The sequence below is a fragment of the Terriglobus sp. RCC_193 genome, from assembly GCF_041355105.1.
GTDB lineage: Bacteria > Acidobacteriota > Terriglobia > Terriglobales > Acidobacteriaceae > Terriglobus.
On record NZ_JBFUPK010000001.1, the window covers coordinates 2,000,682 to 2,015,444 of the forward strand.

13 protein-coding genes are annotated in these 14,763 nt (G+C 54.6%); 11 read left to right on the forward strand and 2 right to left on the reverse strand.

Going from position 1 to position 14,763, the window contains the following annotated elements:
* The first annotated feature begins 89 nt into the window (after nucleotides 1–89).
* The 10 genes from AB6729_RS08370 to AB6729_RS08415 all read left to right on the forward strand — a co-directional run bounded on the left by AB6729_RS08370 (nucleotide 90) and on the right by AB6729_RS08415 (nucleotide 8,710).
* Nucleotides 90–1,040: a CBASS oligonucleotide cyclase gene (locus AB6729_RS08370; protein WP_371081119.1), complete on the forward strand. Its 951-nt coding sequence runs from the start codon at nucleotides 90–92 to the stop codon at nucleotides 1,038–1,040.
* Nucleotides 1,040–1,546 (forward strand): hypothetical protein, encoded by a 507-nt coding sequence (locus AB6729_RS08375; RefSeq protein ID WP_371081120.1) that lies wholly within the window; start codon nucleotides 1,040–1,042, stop codon nucleotides 1,544–1,546. Before AB6729_RS08370 ends, AB6729_RS08375 begins: the two co-directional genes overlap by 1 nt.
* Nucleotides 1,543–2,439 carry an AAA family ATPase gene (locus AB6729_RS08380; protein WP_371081121.1) on the forward strand — a complete coding sequence of 299 codons (897 nt, stop codon included), beginning with the start codon at nucleotides 1,543–1,545 and terminating at the stop codon, nucleotides 2,437–2,439. The genes AB6729_RS08375 and AB6729_RS08380 overlap by 4 nt, the downstream gene beginning before the upstream one ends.
* Complete coding sequence (locus tag AB6729_RS08385; RefSeq protein ID WP_371081122.1) at nucleotides 2,436–3,602, forward strand: hypothetical protein; 1,167 nt, start codon at nucleotides 2,436–2,438, stop codon at nucleotides 3,600–3,602. The genes AB6729_RS08380 and AB6729_RS08385 overlap by 4 nt, the downstream gene beginning before the upstream one ends.
* Complete coding sequence (locus tag AB6729_RS08390) at nucleotides 3,602–4,135, forward strand: 3'-5' exoribonuclease domain-containing protein (protein WP_371081123.1); 534 nt, start codon at nucleotides 3,602–3,604, stop codon at nucleotides 4,133–4,135. The genes AB6729_RS08385 and AB6729_RS08390 overlap by 1 nt, the downstream gene beginning before the upstream one ends.
* A 60-nt stretch (nucleotides 4,136–4,195) precedes the next feature.
* Complete coding sequence (locus tag AB6729_RS08395; RefSeq protein WP_371081124.1) at nucleotides 4,196–5,242, forward strand: hypothetical protein; 1,047 nt, start codon at nucleotides 4,196–4,198, stop codon at nucleotides 5,240–5,242.
* Between the two features lie 395 nt (nucleotides 5,243–5,637).
* Nucleotides 5,638–6,546 carry an ArdC family protein gene (locus tag AB6729_RS08400; protein ID WP_371081125.1) on the forward strand — a complete coding sequence of 303 codons (909 nt, stop codon included), beginning with the start codon at nucleotides 5,638–5,640 and terminating at the stop codon, nucleotides 6,544–6,546.
* On the forward strand, nucleotides 6,543–6,956 hold the full coding sequence (locus AB6729_RS08405; RefSeq protein ID WP_371081126.1) for a hypothetical protein: 414 nt from the start codon (nucleotides 6,543–6,545) through the stop codon (nucleotides 6,954–6,956). Before AB6729_RS08400 ends, AB6729_RS08405 begins: the two co-directional genes overlap by 4 nt.
* Nucleotides 6,957–7,035: 79 nt before the next feature.
* Nucleotides 7,036–7,569 (forward strand): ParB/RepB/Spo0J family partition protein, encoded by a 534-nt coding sequence (locus AB6729_RS08410; protein ID WP_371081127.1) that lies wholly within the window; start codon nucleotides 7,036–7,038, stop codon nucleotides 7,567–7,569.
* Nucleotides 7,493–8,710, forward strand: a complete 1,218-nt coding sequence (locus tag AB6729_RS08415) for a chromosome partitioning protein ParB (protein WP_371081128.1) — start codon at nucleotides 7,493–7,495, stop codon at nucleotides 8,708–8,710. The genes AB6729_RS08410 and AB6729_RS08415 overlap by 77 nt, the downstream gene beginning before the upstream one ends.
* Nucleotides 8,711–8,907: 197 nt before the next feature.
* Here AB6729_RS08415 and AB6729_RS08420 read toward each other — a convergent pair whose 3' ends face one another.
* Nucleotides 8,908–11,451 (reverse strand): phospholipase D-like domain-containing protein, encoded by a 2,544-nt coding sequence (locus AB6729_RS08420; RefSeq protein ID WP_371081129.1) that lies wholly within the window; start codon nucleotides 11,449–11,451, stop codon nucleotides 8,908–8,910.
* Nucleotides 11,441–12,949, reverse strand: coding sequence for a hypothetical protein (locus AB6729_RS08425; protein ID WP_371081130.1), 1,509 nt, complete (start codon nucleotides 12,947–12,949; stop codon nucleotides 11,441–11,443). Before AB6729_RS08425 ends, AB6729_RS08420 begins: the two co-directional genes overlap by 11 nt.
* Nucleotides 12,950–13,162: 213 nt before the next feature.
* Between AB6729_RS08425 and AB6729_RS08430 the strand changes: the two genes are divergently transcribed.
* Nucleotides 13,163–14,356 (forward strand): Fic family protein, encoded by a 1,194-nt coding sequence (locus AB6729_RS08430; protein ID WP_371081131.1) that lies wholly within the window; start codon nucleotides 13,163–13,165, stop codon nucleotides 14,354–14,356.
* The last annotated feature ends 407 nt before the right edge of the window (nucleotides 14,357–14,763 follow it).

Here is a 14,763-nt window from a genome sequence, read left to right on the forward strand (position 1 = left end):
TAACACGTAAAGTTTAGCAACTCGTAAAGAAACTTGACTCATAAGGTTTCTTTACCGTACGATCCAAGCTGAATCTCACAGGAGGCTTTATGCCGCTATCGAACACCAAACTCTGCTACTACGATTCGAACGTCTTGCGGCTGCCTGCGGACAAACGAACCGAGTACCACGCTCAAGTTGACCGGCTGATCGCCGAACTCTCGAAGAGCCTGAAGGATAAGGCCGAGATCAAGATCACGAAAGTTGTGAAGGCTGGCTCGTTTGCGAAGTTTACGATTCTCCGAAAGACAAACCTGAATCCAGTGGATGTAGATGTCGTCTTCTACATCTCTGGGCGGAACATCGATCACGAAACACTCAAGGGTCTTAACGACACCATCTACGATCTGCTGCTCAAGGTTTATCCGAACAAGGCAGTTGGAGACTTTGAGATTCAGCGAAAGGCTCTCACTGTCGAGTTCGTTGCTAGTGGGCTGAACGTAGACGTGGTGCCCGTCATTGAAGATCCATCTCGCCCGGGCTATGGCTGGCAGTTTGATCTCGAGAGCCCCGGTACTCATCTCGAAACTTGCGCCCCTTGTCAGATTCAATTTGTCCGCGCACGAAAAGCAAAAGATAAGGATTTTCGGACTCTTGTTCGCCTCGCAAAGCGCTGGCGGAACTACGCCGAGCTGAAGCCTCTCAAATCGTTCACGATTGAACTGATCATGGCGTATGTCCTCGATAAGAACGGTTCCGAAGGGTCGATTGAACAAAAGTTTCGGCGCTTTCTCGTGTACATCGCTCAGTCTCAACTCAAAGAAGTTATTAGTTTTCCCGAAAACCAAACGCCGCTGGGCACATTTAGCGATCCGGTCGTGATCATTGATCCCGTTTACAGCCTCAACAATGTCGCAGCTCGAATCACCGAGGAGGAACGGAAGACTATCGTTGCTGGCGCTCAAAGCGCATGGGAGGCTGCACACTTCGCTTCGACCGAAGACGATGAAGACATCTGGAAGGAAGTCTTCGGGCCTGGCTTTAAGACGGAGGAAGAATAATGGGAACCGCATCGACCACTGGCAGCCTTACCTACAGCACCGTCGATATCGAGAAGGTCGTCCGGAAGGTGACCACCGATCTCAAGATGATCGCGCAGAGCACAAGCGCGATTACCGAAACCTTGGCGCAAACATACGGAGAGGACATCGAGTTGCTTGCCAAGAATGGCTACCTCGAATCAGTTGACCTGACGTTGCTCACCGGCGGTGAAAATGGTACAGAAGTCAAAGCGACCAAGTACATCGTAAACACCGCCGCGGGGGATTTGACATCCAGCCGCCCTGGAGGCGTCTTGTGGCCCCGCGTCGCGAATCCTTACCTGCGGATCATTCTGACGTACACATCGTCCTATGACTCGGCTGCGCGTAACACTATGAGCTCCCGTTTGAATGTCGCCTGGCAACCGACTTCCGTTAGCACAAGCCATGTTGGCCTTCCGCAATCGGGTGGCCGAGACTACGCGAGCAACGGCTGGGGTATGCAGAGAAAGGACTTCGGAGCATGAGCGATCACAACATTTTCGAGCTTCAACTGGCTCTGCCTAATTCCGCACTGGCTATCAAGGAGAAGACCCTCCTGGGGTTCGAAGAGCGATACACCAAAGTGCGAGACCGTATTCGCTTGCTGCTTAGTGAGTCGGAGATCGCGTCTTGGAATAAGAAGTTTCATGCGGGAGATCTCCAGCTCGCTAACCTGATCAAAGAGCAATACCCGTTGGTCATTTTCTACGGCGACGTTGGCACGGGGAAAACCGAGACTGCGGAATGCATCGCAAATCGGATCGTTACTGAGGCTAAGACTGAAGATTCAGTGCTTTTCAAGTTGAGCAACAGCGTACGCGGAACCGGCAAAGTCGGCGAGATGAGCTCCCTGATTGCTGAAGCCTTTCAGAAGATCACTGCGTCGGCAGGAAAAACGCGCAGAGCTGTATTGATCATTGATGAAGGCGACTCCCTTGGTGCGGCTCGCTCTCAAGAACACAGCCATCACGAAGACAAAGTCGCGGTCAACACACTAATCCAAAGCATCGACGGGTTGCGTAGACACGGAGGGCGTATTGTCACGATCCTTTGCACAAATCGGTTAAGCACGTTAGACCCGGCGCTTTATAGGCGTGCAGCGCTGGTGGAAGAGTTTACGAGGCCTGACGCCCATAAGAGGAAGGCCCTCCTCAAGATGGATTTGAAGGGCCTCAAGATGACCGATAGTCAACTTGAGGAATTGGTTCAGTTGACGGGAGCTCATGGGAAACATCCCGGCTTTACTTATTCAGACATTCGCACTCGTTTATATCCGGAAGCACTCTCCCGGGCATTTCCCGATCGTGAGCTGCAGTTTGCAGATCTTCAAAAAGCAGCACAAGATGTGCCAGCCTCTCCAGTACTGGAGGACAAATGATGTCCATCTCTAACTTGGCAGGGCGCCGCATTCAAATTGCCGGCAGTATCGCCACGAACTCTCAAGTGGCTTCAACTACCGAAGTTGAGCTTGCAAGAGACTTCGTCGCCGCACTTGTGCCGCAACTGATTGCCTTGGGCGCAACGTTCGTTGTCCCCGTTGACGCTGAAAAGCTACGTCCCTGTGATGGCAAGCCGATCTGCTTTGACTGGCTGGTATGGCAAACCTTGAGCGATAACCTCCCGAAGCGTCCCAGTGGGGCTGCGAGTCCGCTCGCAATCGCGATCCTTCATCACAAGACAGAACAGCAAATACCTGCCGAATTCGCAAGTCTCTGGGACGAGATGAGAGATTCCGATGCCATCGCGATAGAGAACGTCTCACACTGGAATATGAACAGTAAGAGAATGGAAGTTCAGGCCCGTCATGGCGACATCTTGATAACTCTGGGTGGGTCCGAGGGTGTTCTCTTCCTAGCAAATCTGTATCACGAAGCGGGAAAACCGGTTATTCCCCTGAACTTCGAGCTTTCGGAACCGAAAGAAGGATCGCTGCGCCTCTTTAACATGGCCCTTGCAAGTCCTCAGTCCGGGCGCTTTTTCGGCGTGACCGATTCTAGCCCTCACACCTGGATCAATCGCATCAACTGGTCCAAATCGAAAACGGCGAGCCAGCGTGCATCTACGATGCTGGACCTGCTTCGAGCGCTCGAACCTCCGCACGCTTTCGCCGTGCGCTTGCTAAATCCGAGTCATCCGGATTTTTCCGATGTGGAGAGCTTCTTCACCGAAGTTGCGCAACCGGTGATGGAAGGGGAGTTTGGATACAAATTGTTAGTGGTTGATGGAGCTCAACCGTTCGATCGTGCGCGGATGGATCAGGAGATTTTCGACAAGCTCCATCGCAGTTCCATGATTCTCGCAGACATCACCGGAGCTCGTCCCAACTGCTTCATCGAACTTGGTTATGCGCTCGGCCGTTGCCTGCCGACTATGCTGACGGTCAAGGAGGGGGCAACTCATCCGTTCGACATCGTCTCACTAGCTGGTTTGCACTGGAAGACAACAGGTACTGTTGAAGAACGAAAGGACGCATTCCGCGTTCATTGGAAGGCAATCAAAGACCGGCCTCCTCTGGTTTCCGCGGACCCGTTGGTGTGGTGATGAAGAAAGAACATTTCATTTCGGTTGACATTGAAGCTGCTGGCCCGATCCCCGGCGAGTTCAGCATGCTGTCACTTGGTGCGTGCTCTCTTCAAGACGTCGAGAGCGGTTTGCTTCTTGAGTTCAAGCCCATAAACCAAAACGCTGATCCCGACGCCATGAAAGTTACAGGCAATACGTTGGATGATCTCGCTAGGCGTGGTCTTGATCCTCATGAAGCTATGAACGCATTTCGGAATTGGATTGAAGAGACTATCGAGCAGGATGAAACTCCTATATTCGTGGGGTTCAACGCGCCGTTCGATTGGTCATTCGTCAACTACTACTTCCATCGTTTTTCGCATGACAATCCCTTTGGCTTTGCAGGCCTCGATATCAAGTCCTTCTACATGGGTAAATTTGGGTCCACATGGTCTGAAACGAAATCTAGCAAAATCGCCTCAACGCTGAACATCTCGGAGGCGGGAGATCACAATCCGTTACACGATGCTCAATATCAAGCGAGGCTCTTTTCGGCGATGCTCCAACGCTGAGTCGTAGTTAATTCACAGTTTCCGGAAGCAATCTTCGCACTTTCGTGAGTCGGTCGGTTTATGGAAGAAGAGTACAAGCGGAAGTTAACTTGGTTTGCGAACCAAGTGGTCAAGAAGGATGTCGTATTGCCGTCTCTCAGGCCGCCGAAACCCGACGATAAGTTTTCCGTTCTCATTGACTCGATCGATCATCTGTTGACCGAAAGTTTTCGGCAAGAGACACTTGTCTTGCCCGAGCTTTCGGCCTTCAATAACAAATCGATAGGGGTATTCACCGATTACTCTGGCGAAGGCTCAGGCCGATACAACGTCTATTCGATTTTGATTTGTGGAATGAACATGGCCTCGGGTTTCCACGACCGAGTTGCCAAAGTCAGAACAGACTTCCACTTGGGCGATAAGGAGATAGCGTACAAAGATCTGAACATGGGCCAGATCAGACGTTCGATGCCCGGTTTTTTAGAGGCTGCGGACCATCTTCCGGGGTTGCTGTATACAGTTGCAGTCGAGAAAGGAATCAAGAGCGTCTTCGGGCGAGAGCCTGACACAACCCGCAAGATCGCCGGCATTCTTGAGTCGATAGGGCTGGGGACACGACCGCCAAAAACTGCGGAAAAGATGATGCGCGTAGCGCACCTCGTCGCGTACTTCATTGCTCTGCTCGGGCATGGCGGACAGAACGTATTTTGGATGACCGATCATGACGAAATTGGGCCTTCACTGGAGCAACATCAACTGCTGATGGAGTTGTGCTTCGGGCGCGTATTGCCGTTTTACCTGAAGCCCGAGACGAAGTTCGGCGTTATGGGTGGGGCAATTCCGTTCACTGAACGAAGTGTCGAAATGAATGATCGCCTGAGTCTGCCAGATCTCGTAGCCGGGGTACTTGGGGACTATCTAACAAAACGAGACATTCTCAAACCGGAAGACATTCTCGTCAAAGATGCAGTTGGTGACATTCTTCTGTGGCTCACGCGAGATGGCATAGCGCTCAAAAAGATTTGCACCTTCCTGCGTCCGGGAGCGAACGGTGAAATAGAACGTGGCACTGTGACATTCGCTCCTACGAACCCTCAGGACGCTGTCTTCATTCCTCTGTTCATTTAGGAGCTTGTCGAGAAGGGAGGCGCAAAGCTCCTCCCTTGCTGCAGCCGCTCCGCGTCTTCCGCTACCCACCTCAGCAGGCCTTTCCTGCCCGCAACGCCCACCCTCAAGAATCATGTGCGCTGACGCGCACAAATAAGGAAGCCAAACCTCGCTAAGGGGCTCTGCCCCGATCGCGCGGCGCAAGGGGTTTCCCCAATCTTCCGCGCCCTGCGGGCTTGTGCAGACCTACGCTTTGCTACGCCCTTTCCGTTCCGCCTTCGGCTCCTCTCCAAGGGTGGGGAGACCCCTCCCCCTGCACCTTGCTACCCCCGCCTTCGCCAGGTGGCGTTCGGCATGTACATGCCGCGTTTCAACGCGGAAGTGCAAAAGCAAAAGCCGACCAAGGAGCCAACACCATGAGCAGCCAAGCCACCAACGTAACCGCCATCGACAGCAAGAAACCCACCACAAAGCAGGAGCTAATCGCCGCCAACGTGAAGCTCTTGATTGAGCAGTTGGAGGCCGGACATTCCGAAGCCCTTACCGACTACCTCACCGCCATGAGCCGTTTTCACAACTATTCCTTTGGGAACGTGCTGGAGATCGCGCGACAGATGCCCACCGCAACGCGTGTCGCCGGATTCTGGACGTGGAAAAACTTGGGGCGAAGTGTGAAAGCCGGACAGAAAGGCATCCGCATTCTTGCCCCCATCGTCGGCGTTCGCCGCAAGAAGGAACCGGAAGCACAAAAAGACATCACCAAGCAGAACGAACGAATGCTTCTCGGCTTTCGTAATGCCTACGTCTTCGACATCACGCAGACGGACGGCGTGGAACTCCCCGAACTCCATCAGGTGAGCGGTGACCCAGGCGAGAACGTAGAGCGGTTGGCTTCATTCGTGAAGAACAAGGGAATCCAGCTTGTCTATAACCAGAACATCGCGCCAGCCCTTGGGATGAGCTATGGCGGACGCATTGCCATCCTCCCCGGACAGTCCAAAGCGGAAGAGTTCTCAACCCTCGTTCATGAGACGGCGCACGAACTCCTCCACAAGGCAGAACGTCGCACCGCAACCACCAAGACCGTTCGAGAAACCGAAGCCGAAGCCGTCGCCTTTGTTGTCGGCAAAGCGGTTGGCTTAGTGACGGGTACGGCATCGGCGGACTACATCCACCTGTACCACGGCAACGCTTCGCTCTTGGCCGAGAGTTTGGAAGTCATTCAGCAAACCGCAAGTGTCATCCTTGCGGCCTTGGAGCCGCCCGCGCAAGAGGCTTCCGAGGAAGCAGACGCCGAACCAGAGCTTGCGGGGGTGGCGGCATGAAAACCATACTTGCCATTCTCAAAAAGGCCGGGGGATGGAGGCCAAGCCTCTATGTCAAGATCGAGAATCCGCCCTATCTTTCGCTTGTGATCGAAGCGACGGATGAATCCGGGCCGTTGGGACTTCCTGCCATCTCTGTTTGCCACTACGGGGAACAGAACGGCGATGCCATGCGCGACCCAGAGATGTGTTTCGAGCTTGGCTACGCTGGGGGCGCACACCTGATTCCGTACTACTGGCGGAACGATTACGTTGCCGTCGAGCAGGTTTCACGTGCCATCATCCGCGACCACTACGTCGCGCTAACAGCCTTGCAGAAGCAGCACGAGAAGTTCGCCGAGACGTGGGATAACAACCTGCGCTTGCAGCAGTACGAAGAGGCCTTCACGGACAAGTGCATTCTCGGCTAGTCCGCTCCGTTGGAGCGGAACAATGCTCGACGTGTGCCGCTCTGTAACCGCCACTCTCAACAGCCCAAAGGAGGGCATCATGCAAGACAGCAGCCCATTTCAATACATCGCTATCGACCAGCTTTTTGAGTCCAAGACCAACCCCCGTCAGACCTTCGACCAAGCCAAGCTAGACGAGCTTGCGAACTCCATCCGGCATCATGGCCTGATTCAGCCTGTCGTTGTGAGGCCAAAGGATAACGGTTTCGAGATCGTCGCCGGAGCGCGTCGGTTCCGCGCCTCGCAACTGGCAGAGGAGTTTTCCATTCCTGCGCACATCAAGGAACTGAACGATGCCGAGGCCATCGAATGGCAGCTTGTTGAGAACTCGCAGCGTGTGGACGTTCATCCATATGAGGAGGCGCAGGGTTTCCAACGCTTACTCGACGTTCCCGGCTACGACGTGGCGGCATTGGTCGAGAAGTCAGGCAAGAGCACCAGCCACATCTACGCTCGACTCAGCCTTACAACTCATCCCGACCGTGGCCGAGGCGTTCGTGCAGGAGCGCATTACGGCCAGCCATGCCAACCTCATCGCCCGCCTACCGCAACAGCACCAAGCCGATGCGTTTGAGAATTGCTGGCGGAAGGATTGGCAGGACAAGGAAGCGCACCTGCTTCCGGCTAAGCACCTAAGCGCGTGGATTCAGGCCAATCTCTACCTGAATCTTGCCGAAGCGCCGTTCGATCGGGAGGACACCGCCCTCAAACCCGAGGCGGGAGCTTGCACCAACTGTCCGCGTCGCAGCGGCTACAACACGAGCTTGTTTGACGACGTGCAAGGCGACCAATGCCTAGACTCGGCTTGCTACCAAGCCAAGATCGAAGCGCACATTGACCGCGAACTTGCCGCGCGGCCAGAGCTCGTACAAATCCAAACAGCGTGGCGCCCCGCCACCGAAGAGCGTCCCGGCGTTCTCAACAGGAACCAGTACCGTGAACTTGCGGAGCCGGACAATCCCGATGCCGAGCCGCCTTGCCCAAGTGCGAAGGCTGCAATCATCGTCTTCGGTAAGCACGTTGGCCGAACTGTCACGGTCTGCTTGGAACCAAAGTGTTCCGTCCATACCAACCACGCCCAACATGAGGCAGAGGAGGCAGTCGAACCGCCGCCCGTAATGCCCGAACCCGCAGACGAAGAGACAGAGGAGCAAGCCGCACAACGTGAGGCCGAGCACGAGCAGCGGTTGGCCGAGTACCAGGCCGAACAGCAGCGGAAAGACGATGAACGCAAGGCCGAGTTTGAGCGGCAGCAGAAAGAGTACGAGGCAGAGCAAACCCGACGCGAGAAACAGCGCAAGGCGCGTGTCTCCACCTTCGAGCGCGTCATCGAACAGGCTCCGGCGTCCTTCAATCCAGAACAGATGCGTGTCTTCCTTCGCTTGCTCGTCAACATCAACGCCTACGACTTCCTTGAGGAACCAGCCGCATACTTCAGCACCGACGAGAACGAACAGCGTTCCGATGATGAGGTTGTGTTGGCCGGTCTCAGCAACACCGCAGATGAAAAGCTAACCGGCTTCGCCCTGCGCCTCGTCCTCGCTGATCACATCGGCATCCCGCAAGACAATCAACCCGACTTGCTGGCCGAAGCAGAAAACGTCTTCGCCCCGAAGAAACCCAAAGTCGTGAAGCCGAAGGATGACAGGAAAGCCAAACACACAGCCGCAAAAGCTACGACGAAGAAAACGGCAACGATCAAAAAAGCCGCTTAGTTCGATTGCGTCATTCAGCCCCGGCTCGTCCGGGGCTTTTCTCTTACATCTCCAAAAAGCGGCAGGGAGAACCCGCTTCGGTTTCTCCCTGCACCCTCATCCCGCTTTGGCTCCGGCCTCCGCTCGCCGGCTGCGCGGCAGGAGTCTAGTTCCTCCTCCTGCACCTGCCCCTTCGTATTCGAGAGAGTCTCCCAGCTTCAGATCGAAGTCAGGGTCTTGATTTGATTTGCGAGGGCTCTATTCTCGTCAGCCAATAAGTCCATCACTGGATACAGGTAGTCGCCACTTATCGTCTTTTCTTCACCGCTGGCAAGGAACCGAACGCGGCCATAATTTCCTTTCTGCAACTCAGCAATGTTCAGGGCCACACACAGGCCACCTTGCCAAAGAAGATCTCCGGGACTCACCCGACCGCCTGCTCGATTTTGTGCCAACTCGCGCTGGCTTACGTCCTTGAACAGGTCAGCGATGTGCATCAAGGCAGCACCATCGCGTAACCATTGAATCCAGATATCTATCGGCTTCTCAATCTTCACCGTCGGGAGCAGCCTGCGAGACAGCCTCGTAAGCTCTCGCACGGTGTCAGCGAGCGCCATGCCTCGGAGCAGCCACGGTAGTTTGGCGGCAATCAGTGCAATAGAGAGGTTGAACCATCGACGTTCTTCTCCGCGCGTCCAGTCTGGATAGAACCAAACGGTTAACGCTGCTACAAGGCGGGGGTCTTGCATGTCCGTCTGGAAACGCTCTTTCTGTTCTCCATTCAGACTGCTCCAATAGCGAAGGAGTGACCCATCTGCACCACCGTTACCCGCAAAGAGGGCACGCCAGATGTTGGCCGTCGTGTTTGCAAGGTCTTCGTCGGTCAATGCGTGATCGAGGTGAGCTTTCCGCAGGAGCAAACCTAGAGCGCCGATATCGCACGACAGACGCTTTACTGGTCGCTGCGCGATGAACCCGTCATCATCCAGAACACTTGTGATCGAAGTGACGACCTTCAGTAAACGTTTGCGATGGCGTTCCATCGCTTTGGCGGTTGTTTGTTCAAGGACCGGGGAAGGATTTGTCGGCAACTCTTCGTCCCTGAGGTCGGCATCGGATGCCTCTTCTCGGTCAGTCACATCGCTTGTCGAACCGTCCTCTCCATCGCTGCCAATGTCCCAGCCAAACAACGAAAACAAGGTTTTCAGGAAGTCATCATCGCCGAATCCGCTCTGTTGGTTGGCAGCGCTTTGAGAAACCGACGAGGCAAAACCTTCGGCGAAGATGTCATCAAGTGTGTACTCGGTGGACTGTTCGTCAGTTGTTTGCTCTCGGCCCGACGAACCGGAATACGGAGTTGTATCAGTAAGGTTGTCGCTGAAAATTTCGAATATCTCGGAATACTCGGTGGCGCTCCACACCGCCTTGCTCGCAGCGTCGCGTAATTTTCTTTGCATTCGTCGAGCCGGAGTTGGGAGGCTCAACAAGCCTTCATCGTCCACCCACATCTCAGGAGAACGCACCTCGTAGCCGTCAGCAGACGATCCGATCAATGCGACGAAACGGACTTCGCCCGTTTGGGCGAAGCTGAGAGAGCCATCTCCAATGACTGAGCCAGGATTGTTACGCGGTCGCTCGCCATTGCTGAGTCGCCAGTCGGCCAAAGGGAGTGAGCACGAGAATGTAATTTGAAGTAAGCCGTCTTCCAATCGTGCCCCATTGATTCGGAGCGAGGGGGCATCTCTTGGATCGTCGTCAATAGAGACAGCCTCGGGTAGAAGGGGTTGCTCTTCGAGAATCTCCAGCTCTTCGATGAAGTCGTTCCAATCTTTCTCACTGATTGACTTGAAAGCCAACAATTCGGCATTCGCGCTCGTGACACCTTTCGTAAGAGCCGCTTGGGAACAGTTCGCGCTACCGATAAAAATCACACGATGGTTGGCCGTGCGGATCAAGTACACCTTCGCGTGCATGAAACGAGTACGATCTTGCTCGGCGCGGGGCGTAGCGGATACGACTCGTATGGTGCTGGGCAGAGAGTCTGCCATGTCGCTCGTTATGCCTGCGCGTAGAGGTTGCGCTAAGACTTTGATTGCAGCGCCGACCCTATCGGCGAACTCTCTAAGTGCAGTAAGCGTTGGGTCAAAATACGGGCTGATTACCCAAACCTCTGATGCAGGTTCAGGTAGAACTTCGGCAATTTGATCGAGTAAGGGACGACGAAGGGAATACAGCAAGCCATCAGGTGCGGGTAGGCCCGAAAACCAAGACGAGGATGTGACAGACGTTAGGCTCGCGTCTGTCCTCTCTGGCATTGCGACGAGTTGAGGGAGCCCATTCAATACATCCGCGAAACTTGCGAGGACAGGTAAGCCCTCAGCGTCGGAAGAGTAGGTTGCCCAAGCCTCAAAGTTACCGCTCCATCCTCCGGCCGTGAGATTGCCACTTCCAATCGCGAGTTGCGCTCCATCTCTTGAACTCACAAGAATTGCTTTCGGATGGAATCGACGCCAAGGGCCGAGATCGACGGGGATCACACGATAGCGTTTTCCGAGTTCCCAGATCAGCGGGGCTTGCGTCTTGAATGTCGCGGCGGCGCTTGCGGAGTCGGCAAAGATTGTCAGGGAGGGGTCACCGATAGCTCGAAGCTTCGGGAGAAGGACGGCTTCTAAAAAAAGGAAGTCGATGTTGTGGGTCAACACGATTACCTGGTCTGCCGACGGACCAGTCGATTCCAACCAAGCGAGGATGTTATGCCTCATGGAAGGTCACCTTGCCGGGGAGGTATGCGTCTTCGGTTAATTCCAACACTGAAAGATCGGAAAGAACCCCTAAGACATTTGCCAATCGAGTGCCGCTCCGTCCTGCAGCGACCTGGACCGCTGTAGAACGAAAGAGTTCACCATCCGGAAAAAATCTTAGCGAACATTGTTGACCCCCTCCCATCTTTCTTAAGGTAGTCGTCAGATGAGGCACGATCGCGCATTGCAGAACCAAGGCTTCGAGGAGTTGCGCTGAAGAAAGATCAGCGCACCGTTCGAACGCTGCCATCGCTCGATGAGCGACAGGATCGGGTGACTTGAAAATCTTGCGTCTCCGCAATTCCTTGCTCTGACGGTAAAGCGCAGCAAGCAGACACACGGCTCCGAGGGCGCCAACTCCGCCTCGCTGCGAGGACATGCTTCGTGTCGGTAAGGGGGCGGCTAGCTGGTAGTCATCGGGAATGGCCCGAAGCAGCGTCGTTGAAGGAGTTGCTGGAGCGAGCTCGCTCAGCCCGACAATCTCCGCCATTTGGTCAAGTGAGTCGCTTGCGCTTCGGATGAGCCATTCGACGGCTTCCGCCAAGCTGAGATCGCCTTGACGATTCAACGCATCGCAGAAGCTTGCCAACAGCCATTCGAAGGCAAAATGACAGCGGCGTTGCCATTCATATTCTGCCCAAGAGTCGGCGACATCGTCAGTTGCCCCTTGGCTCACTCTGGCCGCGTAGTTCCTCGACAGAAGCCACTCGGCACTCGTCGGTTCTCGTTTTAGTTCAGCGATGATCCATTCGACCGATGAGACAAACCTTCTATGATCGTCCGCCGTCCGCCCGGAGCGGGGCGTCCCTAATGCTTTGAGTAAGAGCTCTCGCTCATCTGAAGGAATGGAAGAAGAGTGGAGCGAGAACGAAGCCTTGGCATCTTTCACAGATTTGAGATCAAGGGATGCTTTACCCGATAGGAGTACCAGAATCCCGGCGGGCATTGCACGTTCCCTCAATTCCATGAGTTCACGCCCTAATGGAGTCAGTTGGCCTGGTACAACAGATCCTGGCGCATCTTTCAGTAGGCCTACCGCACGACATGGGCCGTAATAGGTGAGAAACATTGCGGTTCGAGCATTGTCCGGAAACTCGACAACTTCATTCGCCCAGAGTTCCTTCAGTTCTGCGTCAAAGAGATCGCGACCCAGCACTCCATTGAGGCGGCCCGAATTCAAATCATCAAGCGCGGTGCAGGCTAAACAGAGGAACTCGACTCTTCGAAGAAACGCGCGAAACGCAGAATCGGTGAATGTTCCGGTACCAGTTGGTGTGATACCTGCTTGTAAAAACGAACCGATTGCCCAAGTCAAAATCGAGTAATACCGGGCGCGCAGGGATATGGTGGTGATCCCATTGACTAACTTTTCTTCAATGGCCTGGTCGATCCCTCGCACGCCAAGAATGTCTAAGCCTTTGATCTCGATTGTGAGCGGGTTTCCCCAGAAGATTTCCATGAGTTCATCTCTACGGTCCGGCTTCAAATGCGATATCAAGTCTTGCCCGCAGCTCTCTATGAAAGTGCGGAACGCCAATCCGGCCCATAGAGGCCCGTCCCTACGTTCGACGAAGATTTCAGGCTTTCGACAATCTTACCGGGGGGAGCAGGTCAACTCCTATCAATCAATATAAGACTATATTATGAGTGATAGGGAGCGCTCCTATAGATCATGCGTTGGAATTGGCAACAACCTGATTGGCCGGAATTCCGGTGGAACGACAGAACTTTGGCGAAGGCCGAGGCGGCTTTCCTGCGAGGTGTCGGTGTCTTGGTCGGATCGGCGAAGCATCTTGATGATGACACCCGACAACAACTCCTCGTTGACGCTATGAGCGTAGAAGCCTTGACTACTTCAGAGATTGAAGGGGAGATGCTCAATCGAGCCAGCGTCCAATCTTCGATTCAGCGACAGTTGGGCTTACTCTCTGACCGCAGAAAGGTCCAGCCTGCGGAGCAGGGCATTTCGGAACTGATGGTCACACTCTATCGAGGCGTTGACGAGGTCTTGACGGAAGACCATCTATTTTCATGGCATCGGATGATCGTTGCCGGTCGAGGCGACTTGAGGGATGTTGGACGTTATCGAACAAGCGACGAGCCGATGCAGGTTGTCTCCGGCGCAAGCTACGCACCGAAGGTCCACTTCGAAGCTCCGCCTTCGAATCGTGTTCGTAAGGAGATGGCTGGATTCGTCGAATGGTTCAACCGGACCGCTCCTGGTACGGATTCGGCACTACCGGCTCTGACACGGGCTGGTGTCGCGCATCTCTATTTCGAATCCATTCATCCATTTGAAGACGGCAATGGACGCATAGGCAGAGCGATAGCAGAAAAGGCACTAGTCCAGGGTTTCGGGCAACCGGTCATCGTTGCGCTAGCGCGTTCGATTTTGGCTCATCACGGCGACTACTATCGTTCCCTCGAAGAGGCGAACAAGACCAATGATGTGACCCGATGGCTTCGCTGGTTCTCGGCCATCGCGCTCGAAGCTCAATACCGAACCTTCGCTCAAATTGACTTCGTCATTCACAAGACGAAGATGCTGGACAGTCTGAAAGGTCGGATCAACGCTCGACAGGAGAAAGTCCTCTTGAGGATGTTCCGCGAAGGCCCAGAAGGTTTCGAAGGAGGGATGAGCGCAAAGAAGTACAGCACGATCGCGGAGACGCCTCCAGCGACTACGACCCGCGACCTCGCCGGTCTGGTTGAGGCGGGAGCCCTCGTTCGCTCGGGCGAACTGAAGCACACCCGATACGTGCTCAACATCCCCCAGTCCAACATCCCGGCGATCACAATCGACGAAGCGGGGAGGGTGTATCACGCCATCTCCGAAGAGGCGAAAACGGCTTCAGAAAGCGAGTAGTTTGGTGGCTGTTTTGGTGGCTGTTTTGGTGGCTGTTGCTTGTCGAGTTCTGTGCGTAGCTATGCGCAACGTTGCGCTAGACCTATCGCAACGAAAACCCTATAAACAAAGGCGTGTTACGCAAATGTGCGTGCCCGTGCGATACTGTGCGTAAGAGCGCCAATGGGACTCAAAATCCGCCGAGGGCAACCTCGTGGGGGTTCGACCCCCCCTCCCGGCACCAAGATAAGATATACAAAATGAATAGGTTGCAAAGACCAGAGTCTCTCACTCCCGAGAGGCTTTTTCGTGCTCAAAAGTGCCGGGGAAACTTCTGGTGATACTTTGCTACATTGTTTTGGAGGTCGCCATGCCGAGGAAACGGGAGCCGATCAGAGGCCTTTGGGGCGCGAACCAGGGAGTGACAT

Coding starts and splice junctions, on each gene's coding strand:
- AB6729_RS08370 (WP_371081119.1), top strand. CDS start 90: ATGCCGCTATCGAACACCAAACTCTGCTACTACGATTCGAACGTCTTG.
- AB6729_RS08410 (WP_371081127.1), top strand. CDS start 7,036: ATGCAAGACAGCAGCCCATTTCAATACATCGCTATCGACCAGCTTTTT.
- AB6729_RS08420 (WP_371081129.1), bottom strand. CDS start 11,451: ATGAGGCATAACATCCTCGCTTGGTTGGAATCGACTGGTCCGTCGGCA.
- AB6729_RS08375 (WP_371081120.1), top strand. CDS start 1,040: ATGGGAACCGCATCGACCACTGGCAGCCTTACCTACAGCACCGTCGAT.
- AB6729_RS08425 (WP_371081130.1), bottom strand. CDS start 12,949: ATGGAAATCTTCTGGGGAAACCCGCTCACAATCGAGATCAAAGGCTTA.
- AB6729_RS08385 (WP_371081122.1), top strand. CDS start 2,436: ATGATGTCCATCTCTAACTTGGCAGGGCGCCGCATTCAAATTGCCGGC.
- AB6729_RS08405 (WP_371081126.1), top strand. CDS start 6,543: ATGAAAACCATACTTGCCATTCTCAAAAAGGCCGGGGGATGGAGGCCA.
- AB6729_RS08390 (WP_371081123.1), top strand. CDS start 3,602: ATGAAGAAAGAACATTTCATTTCGGTTGACATTGAAGCTGCTGGCCCG.
- AB6729_RS08400 (WP_371081125.1), top strand. CDS start 5,638: ATGAGCAGCCAAGCCACCAACGTAACCGCCATCGACAGCAAGAAACCC.
- AB6729_RS08395 (WP_371081124.1), top strand. CDS start 4,196: ATGGAAGAAGAGTACAAGCGGAAGTTAACTTGGTTTGCGAACCAAGTG.
- AB6729_RS08380 (WP_371081121.1), top strand. CDS start 1,543: ATGAGCGATCACAACATTTTCGAGCTTCAACTGGCTCTGCCTAATTCC.
- AB6729_RS08430 (WP_371081131.1), top strand. CDS start 13,163: ATGCGTTGGAATTGGCAACAACCTGATTGGCCGGAATTCCGGTGGAAC.